17 protein-coding genes are annotated in these 18268 nt (G+C 69.9%); 9 read left to right on the top strand and 8 right to left on the bottom strand.

Going from position 1 to position 18268, the window contains the following annotated elements; all coding sequences use genetic code 11:
- The first annotated feature begins 9 nt into the window (after nucleotides 1–9).
- The 3 genes from ABT186_RS25040 to ABT186_RS25050 all read left to right on the top strand — a co-directional run bounded on the left by ABT186_RS25040 (nucleotide 10) and on the right by ABT186_RS25050 (nucleotide 3626).
- Nucleotides 10–1851, top strand: a complete 1842-nt coding sequence (locus tag ABT186_RS25040) for an acyl-CoA dehydrogenase (RefSeq protein WP_351227976.1) — start codon at nucleotides 10–12, stop codon at nucleotides 1849–1851.
- 123 nt (nucleotides 1852–1974) lie between these two features.
- Entirely contained in the window at nucleotides 1975–3273 is a 1299-nt protein-coding gene (locus ABT186_RS25045) for a M18 family aminopeptidase (RefSeq protein ID WP_351227936.1), read from the top strand.
- Between the two features lie 107 nt (nucleotides 3274–3380).
- Nucleotides 3381–3626, top strand: a complete 246-nt coding sequence (locus ABT186_RS25050) for a DUF6458 family protein (RefSeq protein WP_351926926.1) — start codon at nucleotides 3381–3383, stop codon at nucleotides 3624–3626.
- Between the two features lie 26 nt (nucleotides 3627–3652).
- Here ABT186_RS25050 and ABT186_RS25055 read toward each other — a convergent pair whose 3' ends face one another.
- A complete protein-coding gene (locus ABT186_RS25055) occupies nucleotides 3653–5479 on the bottom strand; it encodes a thioredoxin-like domain-containing protein (RefSeq protein WP_351227932.1) in 1827 nt (608 codons plus the stop codon).
- A gap of 150 nt (nucleotides 5480–5629) precedes the next feature.
- On the opposite strand from ABT186_RS25055, the gene ABT186_RS25060 reads away from it, so the two are divergent.
- Nucleotides 5630–5833 carry a hypothetical protein gene (locus tag ABT186_RS25060; RefSeq protein ID WP_351227930.1) on the top strand — a complete coding sequence of 68 codons (204 nt, stop codon included), beginning with the start codon at nucleotides 5630–5632 and terminating at the stop codon, nucleotides 5831–5833.
- Nucleotides 5834–5990: 157 nt separating this feature from the next.
- Here ABT186_RS25060 and ABT186_RS25065 read toward each other — a convergent pair whose 3' ends face one another.
- Nucleotides 5991–6395, bottom strand: a complete 405-nt coding sequence (locus ABT186_RS25065; protein ID WP_351227928.1) for a cupin domain-containing protein — start codon at nucleotides 6393–6395, stop codon at nucleotides 5991–5993.
- Nucleotides 6396–6447: 52 nt separating this feature from the next.
- Here ABT186_RS25065 and ABT186_RS25070 point away from each other — a divergent pair, with 52 nt between their 5' ends.
- Nucleotides 6448–7446 carry a GlxA family transcriptional regulator gene (locus tag ABT186_RS25070; RefSeq protein ID WP_351926928.1) on the top strand — a complete coding sequence of 333 codons (999 nt, stop codon included), beginning with the start codon at nucleotides 6448–6450 and terminating at the stop codon, nucleotides 7444–7446.
- Nucleotides 7443–7937 carry an LURP-one-related/scramblase family protein gene (locus tag ABT186_RS25075; RefSeq protein ID WP_351926930.1) on the top strand — a complete coding sequence of 165 codons (495 nt, stop codon included), beginning with the start codon at nucleotides 7443–7445 and terminating at the stop codon, nucleotides 7935–7937. The genes ABT186_RS25070 and ABT186_RS25075 overlap by 4 nt, the downstream gene beginning before the upstream one ends.
- 142 nt (nucleotides 7938–8079) lie before the next feature.
- Here the strand turns inward: ABT186_RS25075 and ABT186_RS25080 are convergent, their stop codons facing one another.
- Nucleotides 8080–8904 carry a maleylpyruvate isomerase family mycothiol-dependent enzyme gene (locus tag ABT186_RS25080; RefSeq protein WP_351227922.1) on the bottom strand — a complete coding sequence of 275 codons (825 nt, stop codon included), beginning with the start codon at nucleotides 8902–8904 and terminating at the stop codon, nucleotides 8080–8082.
- Between the two features lie 179 nt (nucleotides 8905–9083).
- Here ABT186_RS25080 and ABT186_RS25085 point away from each other — a divergent pair, with 179 nt between their 5' ends.
- Nucleotides 9084–9908: a carbon-nitrogen family hydrolase gene (locus tag ABT186_RS25085; RefSeq protein WP_351227920.1), complete on the top strand. Its 825-nt coding sequence runs from the start codon at nucleotides 9084–9086 to the stop codon at nucleotides 9906–9908.
- 10 nt (nucleotides 9909–9918) lie between these two features.
- Here ABT186_RS25085 and ABT186_RS25090 read toward each other — a convergent pair whose 3' ends face one another.
- Both ABT186_RS25090 and ABT186_RS25095 read right to left on the bottom strand, forming a co-directional pair.
- The gene (locus tag ABT186_RS25090) at nucleotides 9919–11220 is read right to left on the bottom strand and encodes an MFS transporter (RefSeq protein WP_351227918.1); all 1302 of its coding nucleotides are present in this window, start codon (nucleotides 11218–11220) and stop codon (nucleotides 9919–9921) included.
- A gap of 11 nt (nucleotides 11221–11231) precedes the next feature.
- On the bottom strand, nucleotides 11232–11915 hold the full coding sequence (locus ABT186_RS25095) for a GntR family transcriptional regulator (RefSeq protein WP_351227916.1): 684 nt from the start codon (nucleotides 11913–11915) through the stop codon (nucleotides 11232–11234).
- A gap of 206 nt (nucleotides 11916–12121) precedes the next feature.
- On the opposite strand from ABT186_RS25095, the gene ABT186_RS25100 reads away from it, so the two are divergent.
- Complete coding sequence (locus tag ABT186_RS25100; RefSeq protein WP_351227914.1) at nucleotides 12122–13024, top strand: D-alanyl-D-alanine carboxypeptidase family protein; 903 nt, start codon at nucleotides 12122–12124, stop codon at nucleotides 13022–13024.
- 78 nt (nucleotides 13025–13102) lie between these two features.
- On the opposite strand, the gene ABT186_RS25105 is transcribed toward ABT186_RS25100, so the two are convergent.
- From ABT186_RS25105 to pdhA, 3 genes are read right to left on the bottom strand one after another with little or no spacing between them, the layout of a single operon-like run.
- Nucleotides 13103–14500, bottom strand: a complete 1398-nt coding sequence (locus ABT186_RS25105) for a dihydrolipoamide acetyltransferase family protein (RefSeq protein WP_351227912.1) — start codon at nucleotides 14498–14500, stop codon at nucleotides 13103–13105.
- Between the two features lie 10 nt (nucleotides 14501–14510).
- The gene (locus tag ABT186_RS25110; RefSeq protein WP_351227910.1) at nucleotides 14511–15488 is read right to left on the bottom strand and encodes an alpha-ketoacid dehydrogenase subunit beta; all 978 of its coding nucleotides are present in this window, start codon (nucleotides 15486–15488) and stop codon (nucleotides 14511–14513) included.
- 1 nt (nucleotide 15489) lies between these two features.
- On the bottom strand, nucleotides 15490–16680 hold the full coding sequence (gene pdhA, locus ABT186_RS25115; protein ID WP_351227908.1) for a pyruvate dehydrogenase (acetyl-transferring) E1 component subunit alpha: 1191 nt from the start codon (nucleotides 16678–16680) through the stop codon (nucleotides 15490–15492).
- A gap of 512 nt (nucleotides 16681–17192) precedes the next feature.
- On the opposite strand from pdhA, the gene ABT186_RS25120 reads away from it, so the two are divergent.
- Nucleotides 17193–18188 (top strand): phosphotransferase, encoded by a 996-nt coding sequence (locus ABT186_RS25120; RefSeq protein WP_351227906.1) that lies wholly within the window; start codon nucleotides 17193–17195, stop codon nucleotides 18186–18188.
- Nucleotides 18189–18268 lie beyond the last annotated feature (80 nt).

Consider the following 18268-nt stretch of genomic DNA (forward strand, 5'->3'; position numbering starts at 1 on the left):
GCCGTCGCCATGGGGCACTACAAGTCGAATCTCCGCGACATCGAGTTCAACCTCTTCGAGGTACTCGGCCGCGACAAGCTGTACGGCACCGGCCCGTTCGCGGAGATGGACACGGACACCGCAAAGAGCATCCTCGAGGAGCTCACCCGCCTGTCGGAGAACGAGCTGGCGGAGTCCTTCGCGGACGCCGACCGCAACCCGCCGGTCTTCGACCCCGAGACGAACACCGCCCCGGTCCCGGCGTCCTTCAAGAAGAGCTACAAGGCCTTCATGGACTCCGAGTACTGGCGCCTCGGCATCCCCGAGGAGATCGGCGGCACCACCGCCCCGCCGTCCCTGATCTGGGCGTACGCGGAGCTGATCCTCGGCGCCAACCCGGCGGTCTGGATGTACTCCTCCGGCCCGGCGTTCGCCCGCATCCTCTTCGAGGAGGGCACCGAGGAGCAGAAGAAGGTCGCACAGATAGCCGTCGAGAAGACCTGGGGCTCCACCATGGTGCTCACCGAGCCGGACGCCGGCTCGGACGTCGGCGCCGGGCGCACCAAGGCCATCCAGCAGGAGGACGGCTCCTGGCACATCGAGGGCGTGAAGCGCTTCATCACCTCCGGTGAGCACGACATGGAGGAGAACATCCTCCACTACGTCCTCGCCCGCCCCGAGGGTGCCGGCCCCGGCACCAAGGGCCTGTCCCTCTTCCTCGTCCCTAAGTACCTGTTCGACTTCGAGACCGGCGAGCTGGGCGAGCGCAACGGCGTCTACGCCACGAACGTCGAGCACAAGATGGGCCTGAAGGCCTCCAACACCTGCGAGATGACCTTCGGCGACCGCCACCCGGCCAAGGGCTGGCTGATCGGCGACAAGCACGAGGGCATCCGCCAGATGTTCCGCATCATCGAGTTCGCCCGCATGATGGTCGGCACGAAGGCGATCTCCACGCTGTCCACCGGCTACCTGAACGCCCTGGAGTACGCCAAGGAGCGCGTCCAGGGTCCGGATCTGGCCAACTTCATGGACAAGTCCGCGCCCAAGGTCACCATCACGCACCACCCGGACGTGCGCCGCTCGCTGATGACGCAGAAGGCGTACGCGGAGGGCATGCGCGCCCTGGTCCTCCACACCGCCTCCGTCCAGGACACGATCGCGGTCAAGGAGGCGAACGGCGAGGACGCCTCCGCCGAGCACGCGCTGAACGACCTGCTCCTGCCGATCGTCAAGGGCTACGGCTCCGAGAAGGGCTACGAGCAGCTCGCCCAGTCGCTGCAGACCTTCGGCGGCTCCGGCTTCCTGCAGGAGTACCCGATCGAGCAGTACATCCGCGACGCCAAGATCGACACCCTGTACGAGGGCACCACCGCGATCCAGGGCCAGGACTTCTTCTTCCGGAAGATCGTCCGCAACCAGGGCGCCGCGCTGAACTCGCTCGCCGAGGACATCAAGAAGTTCCTGGCCATCGGCACCGGTGGTGAGGAACTGGCGGGCGCCCGCGAGCACCTGGCCAAGGCGGCCGTGGAGCTGGAGGCGATCGTCGGCCTGATGCTGACGGACCTCGGCGCCACCCAGGAGGATGTCAAGAACATCTACAAGGTGGGCCTGAACACCACCCGCCTGCTGCTGGCCTCCGGTGACGTGGTCGTCGGCTACCTGCTGCTGAGGGGTGCCGCGGTCGCCGCCGAGAAGCTCGAGACGGCCTCCGCCAAGCCTGTGTCATCCAAAGATGTGGCGTTCTACCAGGGCAAGATCGCGGCGGCGAAGTTCTTCGCGGCCAACGTCCTGCCGGGCGTGACCCTGGCCCGCAAGCTGTCCGAGGGCGTGGACCTGGACCTCATGGAGCTGGACGAGGCCGCGTTCTAGGACCTGCCCGTCGCTGGGACCGCTGTCCGGTCCGGTCAGCCGTCCGTCCCTCCACTTCCCCCTTACGAGGGCCCGCTCCCCATCACCGGGAGCGGGCCCTCGTACGTCGTTAAGGTGAACACCATGAGCACAAGCGCGCGCTTCGACCGCGGCCACACCGACGACCTCATGTCCTTCCTGGCGGCCAGTCCCTCGCCGTACCACGCGGTGGTGAACGCCGCCGAGCGGCTGGAGAAGGCCGGTTTCCACCAGGTCGCGGAGACGGATGCATGGGACGGGACCAGCGGCGGCAAGTACGTGCTGCGCGGGGGCGCGATCGTCGCGTGGTACGTCCCCGAGGGCGCCGACCCGCACACGCCGTTCCGGATCGTGGGCGCGCACACCGACTCCCCGAACCTGCGGGTGAAGCCGCGACCGGACAGCGGCGGGCACGGCTGGCGGCAGATCGCGGTGGAGATCTACGGCGGTCCGCTGCTCAACTCCTGGCTGGACCGGGATCTGGGCCTCGCGGGCCGGCTGTCCCTGCGCGACGGCTCGACGTGCCTGGTCAACGTCGACAGACCGCTGCTGCGCGTGCCCCAACTGGCCATCCACCTGGACCGCTCGATCTCCGCCGAGGGCCTGAAGCTCGACAAGCAGCGCCATGTGCAGCCGGTGTGGGGACTGGGCGACGACGTGCGCGACGGCGACCTGATCGCGTTCCTGGAACAGGAGCTGGGCCTGGCATCCGGTGAGGTGACGGGCTGGGACCTGATGACACACTCCGTCGAGCCACCGTCCTGCCTGGGCCGGGACAAGGAACTGGTGGCGGGTCCGCGCATGGACAACCTGCTGTCGGTGCACGCGGGCATCGCCGCGCTGGCAGCCGTGGCCGCCTCCGGCGCCGCCCTCTCGTACATTCCGGTGATCGCGGCCTTCGACCACGAGGAGAACGGCTCCCAGTCGGACACCGGCGCCGACGGTCCGCTGCTCGGATCGGTGCTGGAGCGTTCGGTGTTCGCGCGGGGCGGCTCGTACGAGGACCGGGCGCGGGCCTTCGCCGGCACGGTCTGTCTGTCCTCCGACACCGGGCACGCCGTCCACCCCAACTACGCGGAGCGGCACGACCCGACGCACCACCCGCGCGCGGGCGGCGGGCCGATCCTCAAGGTCAACGTCAACAACCGCTACGCCACGGACGGTTCGGGCCGCGCCATCTTCGCGGCGGCCTGCGAGAAGGCGAACGTCCCCTTCCAGTCCTTCGTCTCGAACAACGCCATGCCCTGCGGCACGACCATCGGCCCCATCACGGCGGCCCGCCACGGCATCAAGACGGTCGACATCGGCGTGGCGATCCTGTCCATGCACAGCGCCCGCGAGCTGTGCGCCGCGAACGACCCGTATCTGCTGGCGAACGCGCTGGGGGCGTTCCTGGAGGGCTGACCCGGGCCCTCCCGGCATGCCGCACCCGCTCCCGGGTACCCGGATTCGGTCCGGGGGTCGTACGGCCTTCGGTCCCGCAACAGCCGTACGGACAGGAGGCCAGGACCATGGGCCTGGGTGGGTGCATCATTCTGATCGCCGTGGGTGCCATCCTCGCGTTTGCGACGGACTGGCACATGAACGGCGTCAATGTCCATCTGGTGGGCGTCATCCTCATGATCGTCGGGCTGATCGGCGTCGCCACTTTCAGCAGCATCGCCCGGCGGAGGCGGGTGGTGGTCCCGACCTCCCCGGTGATCGAGGAGGAACGGCACCACCACGGCGACGGATACAGCGACGGATACGGGCTCTGACTCCCCGTCTCCTCCCGTACCCCCGTCTACTCCGCGTCCATCCCCGCCAGCACCAGCGGCAAGCGGCTCGCCCCGCCTTCCACGAGGCGGACCGGGACACCCCAGTCCTGCTGGTGGACGTGGCAGGCCGGGTACTCGTTCGCCGGATCGTCATCGCAGGAAGCGGCCATCGCCGAGACATGCAGGACGCCCTCCGATATGGACGGGTTCAGCTCCAGCTCGCGCGACAGCTCCGTGTCCGCGCCCTCACCGCGGAGCAGCAGCTCGGGCGGGGTCGAGGAGACCAGCAGCCGGGTCGACGGGCCATAGCGCGTGTCCAGCTTCTGGCCGGCCGGGGCCTGGAAGATCACGTCCAACCGGAGCTTTCCGGGCGCCACTTCGGTCGCCGTGCGCTGTGTGCGGTGCGCGACCGAGGCGACCTGCACCGCCTCCTCGGGCAGCCGCAGCCGGGTCAGCCGGTGGCGGGCCGATTCGACGACCACGATGTCCCCGCCGACGAGCACGGCGTCCGAAGGCTCCCGCAGGTCCGTCGCAAGCGTGCTCACCTCGGCCGTCGCCGGGTCGTAGCGCCGCAGCGCGTGGTTGTACGTGTCGCTGACCGCCACCGAGCCGTCCGGCAGGGCGGTCACGCCCAACGGGTGCTGGAACAGCGCCTGTCCGGCCGCGCCGTCCCGGTGCCCGAAGTCGAACAGCCCCGTGCCGACCGCCGTGTGGACCGCTCCGTCCCGGTCCACCCAGCGCAGGGCGCTCGTCTCGGAGTCCGCCAGCCACAGCCGCTCCCCGTCGGCCGACACCGCGAGCCCCGACGGCTGCGCGAACCAGGCTTCGGCGCCCGGCCCGTCCACCAGCCCCTCGTTCGTGGTACCCGCCGCGACCGCGACCGTGGCCGTGGCCGGGTCGTACGTCCACAGCTGGTGCACGCCCGCCATCGCGATCCAGACCCGGCCGCCGAAGACCGCCACGTCCCACGGCGACGACAGGTCCACCTCCCGGGCCGGACCGGACGTCGGCGAGCCCTGCCACCACTGCTTGCCGGTGCCCGCGAGCGTGGTCACCTCGCCCGTCGTCAGGTCCAGGCGGCGCAGCGCGTGGTTCACGGTGTCGGCGACCGCCACCGCGCCCTCGTCCAGCAGCGCCAGGCCCTGCGGTTCGCTGAAGCCCGCCGCCTCGGCGGGGCCGTCCGCGAAGCCCCGTACGCCCGAACCGATACGGCGCACGACCGTCTCGCCGTCCGCCGCCAGCTCTACCAGCTGGTGCCGGGTGGTGTCGCTGACCAGGAAGGTCCCGGACGGCAGCAGGAGAGCCTTGCCCGGGAAGCGAAGGGTCGTCGGCTCGGGCTCCGGCGCCACGTACGGGCCTTCGCCGCGGCGCAGTGTGCCCTTGGCCGCGTGCTCCTCCTCCAGCTCCTCGACGAGCCGCGCTATCGCATGGGCGTGCCCCTCGCCCGCATGCTGGGCGACCACATACCCCTCGGGATCGATGACGACGAGCGTCGGCCAGGCGCGGACGGCGTACTGCTTCCAGGTGGCGAGCTCCGGGTCGTCGAGGACCGGGTGCTCCACCCCGTACCTCTCGACCGCGTCCACCACCGCATGGTGATCCGCCTCGTGGACGAACTTCGGAGAGTGCACGCCGATGATCACCACGGTGTCGCGGTGCTTCTCCTCCAGCTCGCGCAGCTCGTCCAGGACATGCAGACAGTTGATGCAGCAGAACGTCCAGAAGTCGAGGATGACGATACGTCCTCGCAGGTCGGCGAGGCTGTACTGTTCTCCGCCCGTGTTCAGCCAGCCGCCCTTGCCGATCAGCTCGGGGGCGCGGACACGGACGCGGCGCTGTGTGGAGTCGTTCATGCGTCAAGGGTGCCATCCAGGGCTGTGGCGCCGCGGAGCCTGTGGATAACTCTGGTGACGCTGCGTACACGAATCCGTACCGGATGCGCACACGCCGTCGTGGAGAGATGCTCGACGCATACAGGGGGGCCTCTGCAAGGGAGCAGTTCCATGCCACGAGACATCGACGACCACGTCCGCCGCCGGGACCGTGAGCAGGGCGAGGTGAGCACCGAGGAGACGCGCAAGCGGGACAGGCGCGACACCGGCGCCGGCGGGTCCGACGTATCGGACCCCGGCGTGCAGCGGGAGCGCCACGACCGCCGTACGTCGTGGGATGACGACGACGAGGACATGCAGCACGGCTACCGGTAGAACCGGCCCGGTGCGGTCCGTTCGCCGCCCGTCCGCGGTCCGTCCGCGGTTTCTGCGCGGTCCCTTCGCGGTCCGTGTGCGAGTCCCCCGCCGGGCGGGGGACTCGTCCGCGTTCGTTGCCGGTGTCCGGCGCCGCTGCTCCGGGCCGCATGCCCGTTCAGGCCAGCGGATGGCCCGTCGTCGCGTCCACGTGGTGGGGGACCTCCTCGTGGCGGTCGCCGACCGTCATCGTGCCGGTGGGCTCGAACACCAGGATCGACGCTCCGGCCGGGGCGGACGGCTTGTGCTCCGTACCGCGCGGAACCGTGAAGACCGAACCCTTGGGCAGCGTGACCGTGCGCTCGGCGGACGACTCGCGCAGCGCGATGTGCAGTTCGCCGTCCAGAACGAGGAAGAACTCGTCGGTGTGGTCGTGTGTGTGCCACAGATGCTCGCCCTCGACCTTCGCGACGCGTACGTCGTAGTCGTTGACGGCGGCGACGATGCGCGGACTCCACAGCTGGGAGAAGGAGGCGAGGGCCGCGGGCAGGGAGACGGGCTCCTTGGATTCCTGACGTGTCATGCGGCCATCGTGCGGGGTACCCGGTCCGTCGTACGAGTGCTAGAAATCGCATATGCCGCAAGGATCCTCTCAGACGTCGTCCCTGCATCGCGTCGTCCTCGTCGTGGACGAGAACTCCAACCCCTTCGAGATGAGCTGCGCCATCGAGGTGTTCGGGCTGCGGCGGCCCGAACTCGGCAGGGAGCTGTACGACTTCCGGCTGTGCGCGGCCGAGCCCGCGACCCGCATGCGGGACGGCTTCTTCACGCTCAGCGACGTCGCCGGGCTCGACGCGGTCGTCGACGCGGACACACTGATCGTGCCGAACCGGCCCGACACCGACACCCCGCGCTCCCCGGAGGTCCTGGACACCGTGCGCCGGGCGTACGCGCGGGGCGCACGGCTGATCGGCTTCTGTTCCGGCGCGTTCACCATCGCGGAGGCCGGACTGCTCGACGGGCGGCGGGCGGCCTGCCACTGGATGTGGGCCGAGTCGTTCCGGGCGCGTTTTCCCCAGGTCGAGCTCGAGCCGGATGTGCTGTTCGTGGACGACGGCGACATCCTCACCGCTTCCGGCAGCGCGTCCGCGCTCGACCTCGGACTGCATGTCGTACGCCGCGACCACGGCGCCGAGATCGCCAACGCCGTCTCCCGGCGGCTGGTCTTCGCCGCGCACCGCGACGGCGGGCAGCGCCAGTTCGTGGAGCGGCCCGTGCCCGATGTGCCGGACGAGTCGCTCGCCCCGCTGCTGGCCTGGGCCCAGGAGCGCCTCGGCGAACCGCTCACCGTCGCCGACCTCGCGGCACGCGCCGCGGTGAGCCCCGCCACGCTGCACCGACGCTTCCGCGCCCAGCTGGGCACCACCCCGCTGGCCTGGCTGACCGGCGAGCGGGTGGCTCTCGCCTGCCGGCTGATCGAACGCGGGGAGGAACGGCTGGACGTCGTCGCCGCACGCAGCGGCCTCGGTACGGCCGCGAATCTGCGGGCTCGGCTGCGGCGCGAGACCGGACTCAGTCCGTCGGCCTACCGACGGCGTTTCGGACCCGCCGCGGGGGAAGCCCTCATCGTATGAGATTCCTCGTACGCGACCGGCTCCTCGGCTTCGGTGACGACTACTGGATCGAGGACCAGAACGGCAACAAGGTGTTCCTGGTCGACGGCAAGGCGATGCGACTGCGGGACACGTTCGAGCTGAAGGACGCGCACGGGCGCGTCCTGATCGACATCCACCAGAAGATGTTCGCCCTGCGCGACACAATGATCATCGAGCGGGACGGCGACCCGCTGGCCACGATCAAGCGCAAGCGTCTGTCCCTGCTGCGCAACCACTACCGGGTCTCGCTGGTGGACGGCACGGAGCTCGACGTCAGCGGCAAGATCCTGGACCGCGAGTTCGCCGTCGATTACGGCGGGGAGCTGCTGGCGCAGATCTCCCGCCGCTGGCTGCACATCCGCGAGACGTACGGCGTCGACATCGTCCGCGACGACGCGGACCCGGCGCTGCTGATCGCGGTGGCGGTGTGCGTGATCCACCTGGCGGAGAAGGAACGGGAGGAGGACTGATCCCGCGTCGCCGTGGGATACCCGGGCCGGGACGGCCTACCGTTCACGCCTACGGCATTCCCACGGCCCGGCGCCCCGCCGCGGTCCTGCGGCCCTGGGCGGCCGGCCCGAGCGCCGGGTAACGCCCTGCCCGCCGGCCCCGCTACTTCGTCACCGCGAACGCCAGCAGGATCGCCGCCGTCAGTTCCGGGTCGCCCTCCGCCTTGATGCGGTCTGCCACGATGTCCGCGGTGACGCGTCCGCAGGCGAGGCGGACGTACGTCTCCCAGTCGAGAGTGAGCGAGACCGTCGGGCCCAGCGAGGGCGTGCCGTCGATCGAACCGCGGCCCTCCGCGTCGACGCGGACCGTGCGCAGAAACTCGACGGGGCCGTGGATGTCGAAGACGATCGCCGAACCGGGGGGCGCCCCCGCACCCTTGGCGACAACGTCCGGCAGCGCGGCGAGCAGCTCGTCCCGCGCGATGGACGCACCCGGCGAGTCCAGGTTCCCCGGCCGCCCCAGCGCCGCACGCAGGTCCTGCTCGTGCACCCACAGGTCGAACGCGCGATACCGCATCGCCTCTTCGAGGGTCTGCTCGCTCCCGAGCGGGCCGCGCACCTTGGTACCCGGGTCACGCGACTCGTTCCGCAGCTGGCGGTTGCGGCGGATGATCGTGTACTCCAGCTCGGACGTCATCTCCGGCGCCGTGTGGTGGCGGCGGACGTCGACCTGCATCTCCGTGTAGCGCTGGTGCTCGTTCGTGACGTGGAACAGGTCGCGCGGCAGCGTGTGGATCGGGCGCGGGTCGCCGAGCATCTCGCAGTCCATGCCGATGACGTGGGAGACCACGTCGCGCACCGACCAGCCGGGGCAGGGCGTCCGCCGGTTCCACTCGCCCTCCACGAGTGGCTGCACCAGTTCGGATATCGCTTCGATGGAGTGGGTCCAGGCGTCGGCGTAGGGCTGAAGAGTGGGATGCAGACTCACGGAACGGGACCCCTCGGGCGGTCGGTGCACGGGCGGTTGTGACGGCGGTGTCGACGGGAGGCGACTGTCGGCGGGTGTCTTGGAACGTTAAGTTACGCTGCTAAGAGGCACCCCGGCAGTGCTTTCGTGTGACGATCGTAGGCCTGTACAGACGGCTCGAATGCCAGGACGGTGGTAGTGTGCGCGCCTCCCTCATCCAATTCCGGGTAGACGAGAACGAATCGGTCGATTCGCGCCGACAGCGAGCCGCCTCGATGGTACGGGATCAAGCCGGAGTCGATCTGGTGGTGCTGCCCGAGCTGTGGACGACCGGAGCGTTCGCCTACGAGGAGTTCGGGACCGAGGCCGAGCCGCTCGAAGGGCCGACGTACGAGGCGATGGCGAAGGCGGCGAGCGACGCGGGCGTATGGCTGCACGCCGGGTCGATCCCCGAGCGGGCGCCCTCCGACAGCGGCTCCGCCGCGGGTGACGGTCCCCTCTACAACACGTCTCTCATCTTCTCCCCCTCCGGTGAACTGGCCGCCGCCTACCGCAAGATCCACCGCTTCGGCTTCGACAAGGGCGAGGCCGTGCTGATGGGCGCGGGCACCGAGCTGGTGACGGTACGCCTGCCGGAGACGACTGTCGGCGTGGCCACCTGCTACGACCTCCGCTTCCCCGAGCTGTTCCGCTCACTCGTGGACGCGGGGGCCGAGACGCTCGTGATCCCGGCGGGCTGGCCGGAGCGCCGCCGGTCCCACTGGACGCTGCTGGCCCAGGCGCGGGCGGTCGAGAACCAGGCGTACGTCCTTGCCTGTGGAACGGCCGGGACGCACGCCGGGGTTCCGCAGGCGGGTCACTCGATCGTGGTGGATCCCTGGGGCGAGGTCCTCGCGGAGGCGGGCGCCGACGAGGAGGTCCTCACGGTGGAGTTCGACCCGGCCAAGGTCGCGACCACACGGGAGCAGTTCCCGGCACTGAAGGACCGGGTGCTGGGGCTGGAGCCGCCACACCGCCGTCCGTAGGTGCGGGCACCTACGCCGGCACGTGCACCGTCTCCACCCGGCTCGCCACCAGCCGCTCCCGCTCCCTGCGCGCGGCCTGCTTGCGCAGCCGAAGGATCTGGCTCAGCCCCAGCGCCTGCAGGACGAAGACCGCGGAGAACGCCACCGCGTAGTTGTCGCCGGTCGCGTCCAGGAGCACGCCGATCGCCAGCAGCGTCGTCATGGAGGCGACGAAGCCGCCCATGTTGGTGATGCCTGAGGCCGTGCCCTGACGCTCCGGCGGGTTGGCCGGGCGCGCGAAGTCGAACCCGAGCATCGAGGCCGGGCCGCAGGCGCCGAGCACAGTGCACAGCACGACCAGCAGCCACATCGGCGCATGGGCACCGGGGTAGGCGAGCGTGGCCGCCCACACCGCCGCGGTCGCCACGACCGTCCCGAGCGCCAGCGGCAGCCGCGCCGCGTGGTGCCGGGCGACGATCTGGCCGTACACCAGGCCGACGAGCATGTTCGACAGCACGACGAGCGTGAGCAGTTCACCCGCCGTCGCCCGGGACAGACCCTGCGCCTGGACCAGGAACGGCAGGCCCCACAGCAGCAGGAACACCATCGCCGGGAACTGCGTCGTGAAGTGCACCCACAGGCCGAGGCGGGTGCCGGGTTCCTTCCAGGACGCCGCGATCTGCCGCCGCACGTACGCCGATCCGTGGTGCGGGAAGGGCTCCGGCTCGTATCCCTCCGGGTGGTCCTTCAGGAAGAGAAGGAGCAGAACGAGCACGACGACTCCGGCGAACGCGCTGCCGCCGAACGCCGCCGTCCAGCCCACCCCGTGCAGCAGCCGGGCCAGGACGAGCGTGGAGACCAGGTTGCCGGCCATACCGACCAGACCGGCGAGCTGCGCGATCAGCGGACCGCGGCGGGCCGGGAACCAGCGCGTGCCGAGCCTCAGCACACTGATGAACGTCATCGCGTCACCGCACCCCAGCAGCGCGCGCGAGGCGAGCGCCGTGCCGTACGAGGGGGAGAACGCGAACCCCAGCTGACCGGCCGTGAACAGGACGACCCCGATGGTCAGCACCTTCTTGGTGCCGAGCCGGTCCACCAGCAGGCCGACGGGTATCTGCATGCCCGCGTACACCAGGAGCTGGAGGATGGAAAAGGTGGACAGAGCGGACGCGTTGACATGGAAGCGGTCGGCGGCGTCCAGTCCCGCCACGCCCAGCGACGTACGGAAGATGACGGCGACGAAGTAGACCGAGACGCCGATGGCCCACACGGCGACGGCGCGACGGCCGCCCGGCGGATCGCCGGGCAGGGACATGGAGCGGGAACTCATCGGACGGGAACTCATCGCACCTCACCCCGCGCCAGGTTGGAGAACCAGCTGACGTGCCGGTGCACGACGGCGACGGCCGCCTCGGCGTCGCCGGACCGCAGCGCCTGGAGGATCTCCTCGTGCTCGGTGAGCGTCTTGGCGATCCGGTCGGGGTGCGAGTGCATCACGGCGACGCCCATCCGCAGCTGGCGGTCGCGGAGTTGGTCGTACAGACGGGAGAGGATCTCGTTGCCGCCGCTGCGCACGATCTCGGCATGGAAGGTGCGGTCGGTGACCGCCGCGCCCGCCAGATCACCGGCGGCTGCCTGCTCCTTCTGCCGCGCGAGCAACTCCTCCAGGCGGGCGATGAGTCCGGGCGGCGCGGGCACCGCCTTGCGGGCCGCGTGCTCTTCCACGAGCTGCCGCGTCTCGACCACGTCCGCGATCTCCTGGGCGGAGACGGGCAGAACGAGGGCCCCCTTCTTCGGGTAGAGCCTGATCAGCCCTTCCACCTCCAGCCGGAGCAGCGCCTCGCGCACCGGCGTCCGCGAGACGCCGACCGCCTCGGCCAGCTCACCCTCGGTCAGCAGCGTCCCGCCTTCGTAACGACGCTCCAGAACACCCTGTTTGACGTGCGTGTACACGCGGTCGGCGGCGGGCGGTTGCTTGATGGACGGCTTCTCGGGGGCGGCGGCGACGGACGGCACTGGAGGCATGCGCACATCATAGATACAACACGTACGCATACCGGTGGGCGTCCAGGATGTGGACGGCCCTACCGATGTCAAAATTCCCCCCAGCAACCGCACATCTATTTGTGCTACTTACGTGTCTCACGAGAAGGCGGCCTCGCCATCCGGCCGCCCTCCAGGGGCATTTGGATGTATTTCAGTGCATCAGAGACGCAATCGGAGCGTTCAACTTGATTACCGGCATTAAGGGCGCGCGAGTTCGCAGGGCAGTCGCGGCAGTGGTCACCACCGGAGCCGTTCTCACCACCGGAGCTCTCACCGCGGCGCCCGCGCAGGCCGTCACCACGCCCTCGATCGTGGCCAAGGGCGGCTACGTGATGAACAACGCGAACGGCGCCACCCTCTACACGAAGACCGCGGACACCAGGCGTTCCACCGGCTCCACGACGAAGATCATGACCGCGAAGGTCGTGCTCGCGCAGCCGAACCTCAACCTCGACGCCAAGGTCACGATCCAGAAGGCGTACAGCGACTACGTGGTCGCCAACAACGCCTCCCAGGCCCATCTGATCGTCGGTGACAGGGTCACCGTCCGCCAGCTGCTGTACGGCCTGATGCTGCCGTCCGGCTGTGACGCCGCGTACGCTCTCGCCGACAAGTTCGGCTCGGGCACGACGCGTGATGCGCGCGTGAAGTCGTTCATCGGCAAGATGAACAGCGCCGCCGCGAGCCTCGGCCTGAAGAACACCCACTTCGACTCGTTCGACGGCATCGGCAACGGCAACAACTACTCGACGCCGCGCGATCTGACGAAGATCGCGAGCAGTGCGATGAAGAACTACACGTTCCGCACGATCGTGAAGACGAAGTCGTACACGGCGAAGACCATCACCAAGTCGGGCACCACCCGCACGATGGCGCCGTGGACCAACACCAACACGCTGCTCAGCAGCTACAGCGGTGCGATCGGTGTGAAGACCGGCTCCGGCCCCGAGGCCGGCGCCTGCCTCGTCTTCGCCGCCACCCGCAATGGCAAGACCGTCATCGGCACGGTTCTGGCCTCGACCACGTACGCCCAGCGCGCAGCAGACGCGACGAAGCTCCTGAACTACGGCTTCGCAAGGCTGGGCTGACGCCCTCACCCACGCCAAGGGGGCCTGTCGCTGACGGTCAGCGGCAGGCCCCCTTCGCCTTGGGCACGCTGTTCGGCGCTAGGCCCAGGTGATCAGCCGCTTGGGCTGTTCCAGGATGGCCGCGACGTCGGCGAGGACCTTCGAGCCGAGTTCGCCGTCGACCAGACGGTGGTCGAAGCTGAGCGCCAGAGTGGTGACCTGGCGGGGCTTGACCTTGCCCTTGTGGACCCACGGCTGGAGCTTGATCGCGCCGACGGCGAGGATCGCCGACTCTCCCGGGTTGAGGATCGGCGTGCCCGTGTCGACACCGAAGACGCCCACGTTCGTGATGGTGACCGTGCCGCCCTGCATCGCCGCCGGGGACGTCTTGCCCTCACGGGCCGTGGCCACCAGCTCGCCCAGTGCCTGGGACAGCTGCGGCAGCGTCTTGTCGTGCGCGTCCTTGATGTTCGGCACGATCAGACCGCGCGGGGTGGCCGCGGCGATGCCCAGGTTCACATAGTGCTTGAGCACGATTTCCTGGTTCGCCTCGTCCCAGGACGCGTTGATGTCCGGGTTCCGCTTGATCGCCACCAGCAGGGCCTTGGCGATGAGGAGCAGCGGATTGACGCGCAGGCCCTCGAAGTCCTTGTCCTGCTTGAGCTCCTCGACCAGCTTCATCGTGCGCGTCACGTCGACCGTCACGAACTCGGTGACGTGCGGTGCGGTGAACGCCGAGCCGACCATCGCCTGCGCGGTCGCCTTGCGAACGCCCTTGACGGGGATACGGGTCTCCCGTCCGCGGTCGTACGTCACCACCGGCGCCGGCGCTTCGACGACGACGGTGGGTGCCGGGGCCGCGGGGGCGGCGACGGCCGGTGCGGACGCAACCGCCGCGTGCACGTCCTCGCGCGTGATGATGCCGTCCGGGCCCGACGGCGTCACCGTCGCGAGGTCGACGCCCAGGTCCTTGGCGAGCTTGCGCACCGGTGGCTTCGCCAGCGGACGCGCCTGCTTGCCATGGCCGTTCAGCTCGCCCTGGAGTGCCGCGGCCGCGTAGAGGGTCTCCTCGGCGGCCGCCGGAGCCGTCTTGCGGGGGCGGCGCCTGGTGGAGGACTCGGCAACGCCGTAGCCGACGAGGACCGGCTTGCGGCCCTCCGGCTTGGCCTCCGCGGACGCGGGCTCGGCGGACGCGGGCTTCTCGGCCGGTGCGGATGCCTCCGCGGCGGGGGCGCCCCCGCTCACGTCGACCGCGATGATCGAAGTGCCGACGTCCACCGTGGTGCCCTCGGGGAAGTGGAGCTCGCGGACGACTCCGTCGTACGGGATGGGGAGTTCGACGGCTGCCTTGGCCGTCTCCACCTCGCACACCACCTGCCCGTCGGTGACCTTGTCACCGGGCTGCACGTACCACTTGAGGATCTCGGCCTCGGTGAGTCCCTCGCCCACATCGGGCATCTTGAACTCGCGTACGGACGCGTCAGTCATCGTCGTCACGACCCTCTCCTCAGTACGCCAGGGCGCGGTCGACGGCGTCGAGCACCCGGTCCAGGCCCGGCAGGTACTCCTCCTCCAGCCGTGCCGGCGGATACGGGGCGTGGTAGCCGCCGACCCGCAGCACGGGCGCCTCCAGGTGGTAGAAGCACCGCTCCGTGATCCGGGCCGCGATCTCCCCACCCGAACCGAAGAACACCGGCGCCTCGTGCACGACCACCAGGCGGCGGGTCTTCTCCACCGACGCCTGGATGGAGTCGAAGTCGAGCGGGGAGACCGAACGCAGGTCCAGCACCTCCAGGGACCTGCCCTCCTCCTCGGCAGCGGCCGCGGCCTCCTGGCACACCTTCACCATCGGCCCGTACGCGGCCAGCGTCAGATCCGTGCCCTCGCGCACCACGCGCGCCTTGTGCAGCGGCCCCGGGATCTCCTCGGTGGCCACCTCGCCCTTGTCCCAGTACCGCCGCTTGGGCTCGAAGAAGATCACCGGGTCGTCGCTCTGGATCGCCTGCTGCATCATCCAGTACGCGTCCGACGCGTTCGACGGCGAGACGATCTTCAGACCGGCCACATGCGCGAACAGCGCCTCCGGCGACTCGCTGTGGTGCTCGACCGCGCCGATACCGCCGCCGTAGGGGATCCGGACGACGACCGGGAGCTTGACCTTGCCCAGCGAACGCGCGTGCATCTTCGCCAACTGCGTGACGATCTGGTCGTACGCCGGGAACACGAACCCGTCGAACTGGATCTCCACCACCGGCCGGTACCCGCGCAGCGCGAGTCCGATCGCCGTGCCCACGATGCCCGACTCCGCCAGCGGGGTGTCGATCACCCGCTCCTCGCCGAAGTCCTTCTGCAGACCGTCGGTGACACGGAAGACGCCGCCCAGCTTGCCGACGTCCTCGCCCATCACCAGGACCTTGGGGTCCGACTCCAGGGCCTTGCGCAGCGACTCGTTGATCGCCTTGGCGAGCGCCATCTTCTCGGCCATGTCACCGTCCCCCTTCTGCGTCCGCGAACGACGCCTGGTAGGCGGCGAACTGGGCCCGCTCCTCGTCGACGAGCGCGTGCCCGTCCGCGTACACGTTCTCGAAGATGGCGAAGTGGTCCGGGTCCGGCATGGCACGGACCGCTTCGCGTACTCGCCTTCCCAACGCCTCGCTCTCCGCCTCGAGTTCCGCGAAGAATCCCTCGTCCGCGTGGTTTGAGCCCTCGAGGTACGCGCGCAGGCGGGCGATCGGGTCCTTCGCCTCCCAGGCGGCCCGCTCGTCGTCGTGGCGGTAGCGGGTGGGGTCGTCGGAGGTGGTGTGGGCGCCCATGCGGTACGTGAACGCCTCCACCAGCGTCGGGCCCTCGCCGTTGCGTGCCCGCTCCAGCGCCCACTTGGTGACCGCCAGGCACGCCAGCACGTCATTGCCGTCGACCCGCACACCCGGGAAGCCGAAGCCCTGCGCCCGCTGGTACAGCGGCACACGCGTCTGCTTCTCGGTCGGCTCGGAGATCGCCCACTGGTTGTTCTGGCAGAAGAACACCACCGGAGCGTTGTAGACCGCGGCGAACGTGAACGACTCCGCGACATCACCCTGGCTGGAGGCGCCATCGCCGAAGTACGCGATCACCGCGCTGTCCGCACCGTCCTTGGCCACGCCCATCGCGTAGCCCGTGGCGTGCAGCGTCTGCGAGCCGATGACGATCGTGTAGAGGTGGAAGTTGTTGCTGTTCGGGTCCCAGCCGCCGTTGTTCACACCGCGGAACATGCCGAGCAGGTTGGTGGGGTCGACCCCGCGGCACCAGGCGACGCCGTGCTCGCGGTAGGTCGGGAAGACATAGTCGTCCTCGCGGGTGGCCCGGCCCGAGCCGATCTGGGCGGCCTCCTGGCCGAGCAGCGAGGCCCACAGTCCGAGCTCGCCCTGGCGCTGCAAGGAGGTGGCCTCGGCGTCGAAGCGGCGGGTCAGCACCATGTCCCGGTACAGGCCGCGCAGCTCTTCGGCGGTGATGCCTTCGACGTACGGGTCGTACTCGGCGTTCTTGACCCGCTTGCCCTCGGGCGTCAGCAGCTGAACGAGGTCGGGGTCTGTGCCCTTCTTGGGCGTGGTGCGGGTGGTGCGCTTGGTGCCGGTGGTGCCGGCCTTGCTTCCGGCGCTGCGTCGCGGCTGGCGCGCGGCAGTGCTCTCCACGGTCACGTGTGCTCCTCCGTCGGTCCGGCCCCCGGGTTCGCCGGGTGCCTGGGGGTCTCCTCGGCCCGTTCCGGGCCGTTGAGAGCGGCTCGCCTGCAGCGCACGGACGCACGGGGTGGGGTGCGGCTCGTTCGAAACAGACGTGACAGGTGCCCCGGCGAGCGCCCTGCAAGGGGCACGTTACCCAGTGCTCCACATTTCTGTGAAACCCCTCCTGACCTGGGATTTTGCTTGGATATCCAAGTAAATCGAGTAAGTCGGGAACAGGTGCTGGTCACAGCCTTGCAGGGGGCCGGAACAACGGCACGTTATCCCGCTCACCTGGAGCACGGGAAGACATCACCTGGGGTGGCGCCGACGGCGCCCAGGCGGCCGACGCGGCCACCCGGAGTCCTTTCCCATGATCACGGGGCGGACTCCATGTGACCGAGTGCGACTGTCTGCGACAAAGCCCAGCTCACAGGACCGGCTCGTGCCCTAACATCTGGCGCGTGCCGCGCTCATCTGTACCACCCCCCGTGTTCCATGCGCCCCCTCTGGGTGCTCTCCTTCGCCAGTACTCAGCCGGATCGGCGCTCACCTGCGACCCCGTCGAGCAGGGGTTGCTCAACCGCGGCTACCGGCTCTGCACGACGCGCGGCCGCTACTTCCTCAAGCACCATTTCGACCCCGAGACCGCCCACCCCGCGGCGATCGCCCGCCAGCACCGCGCCACCCAGCGTCTGGCGGACCTGGGCGTCCCGGTGGCACCGCCGCTGGCCGGCCGCGACGGCCGTACGGTCGCGGTCGTCGGCGGCCACGCGTACGCCCTGTACCCATGGATCGACGGACGGCACCGGCACGGCGGCCAGCTCACGACTCAGCAGTGCGGGCGGCTGGGCGCACTCCTGGGAGTGGTGCACGCGAGCCTGGCACGGGTGATGACGTCCGCGCCCGGCCCGCGCCCCGAGAGCGCCGACCCCGCCGGCACCTTCGCGCTCATCGACGACCTGCTGGACCGGGTGAGCCGGCACCGGCCCTCGGACGCCTTCGACGAGCTGGCCCGGCACCGTCTGCTGGAGCGGCGCGCACTGCTGCGGCAGCACGCGGACCGGCGGCCGCCGCGCGGCGGTTCGGTGGGCTGGGTGCACGGCGACTTCCACCCCTTCAACCTGCTCTACCAGGGGGACGCGCCTGCCGCGATCGTCGACTGGGACCGGCTCGGCGTCCAGCCGCGCGCGGAGGAGGCGGTACGGGCCGCGGCGATCTTCTTCGTACGTCCCGTGGGCGCGCTCGACCTCCCGAAGGTCCGGGCCTACGCGCGTGCGTACCGCCGTACCGCGGGCGCCACTCCCTCCGAACTCGCCGCCGCGGTGCACCGCGTGTGGTGGGAGCGGCTCAACGACTTCTGGATGCTGCGCTGGCACTACGAGCGCGGCGACACCCGTGCGGACTCCCAGTTCCCGGCGGCCTCGGCTCTGGCGGTGTGGTGGACGCGCGAGTACGACACGGTGTGCGAGGCGTTCACCGGCTGACGCAGAGACCCCTCAACGCCCCGGGAAAGCCCGGGAAAACACCCACGCGCGGGTGGGGGCGGGTTTAGGGGGGAGGCGCC

The organism is Streptomyces sp. NPDC001634, from assembly GCF_040298185.1.
GTDB lineage: Bacteria > Actinomycetota > Actinomycetes > Streptomycetales > Streptomycetaceae > Streptomyces.

Coding starts and splice junctions, on each gene's coding strand:
- ABT186_RS25040 (WP_351227976.1), top strand. CDS start 10: ATGGGGCACTACAAGTCGAATCTCCGCGACATCGAGTTCAACCTCTTC.
- ABT186_RS25045 (WP_351227936.1), top strand. CDS start 1,975: ATGAGCACAAGCGCGCGCTTCGACCGCGGCCACACCGACGACCTCATG.
- ABT186_RS25050 (WP_351926926.1), top strand. CDS start 3,381: ATGGGCCTGGGTGGGTGCATCATTCTGATCGCCGTGGGTGCCATCCTC.
- ABT186_RS25055 (WP_351227932.1), bottom strand. CDS start 5,479: ATGAACGACTCCACACAGCGCCGCGTCCGTGTCCGCGCCCCCGAGCTG.
- ABT186_RS25060 (WP_351227930.1), top strand. CDS start 5,630: ATGCCACGAGACATCGACGACCACGTCCGCCGCCGGGACCGTGAGCAG.
- ABT186_RS25065 (WP_351227928.1), bottom strand. CDS start 6,395: ATGACACGTCAGGAATCCAAGGAGCCCGTCTCCCTGCCCGCGGCCCTC.
- ABT186_RS25070 (WP_351926928.1), top strand. CDS start 6,448: ATGCCGCAAGGATCCTCTCAGACGTCGTCCCTGCATCGCGTCGTCCTC.
- ABT186_RS25075 (WP_351926930.1), top strand. CDS start 7,443: ATGAGATTCCTCGTACGCGACCGGCTCCTCGGCTTCGGTGACGACTAC.
- ABT186_RS25090 (WP_351227918.1), bottom strand. CDS start 11,220: ATGAGTTCCCGCTCCATGTCCCTGCCCGGCGATCCGCCGGGCGGCCGT.
- ABT186_RS25095 (WP_351227916.1), bottom strand. CDS start 11,915: ATGCCTCCAGTGCCGTCCGTCGCCGCCGCCCCCGAGAAGCCGTCCATC.
- ABT186_RS25110 (WP_351227910.1), bottom strand. CDS start 15,488: ATGGCCGAGAAGATGGCGCTCGCCAAGGCGATCAACGAGTCGCTGCGC.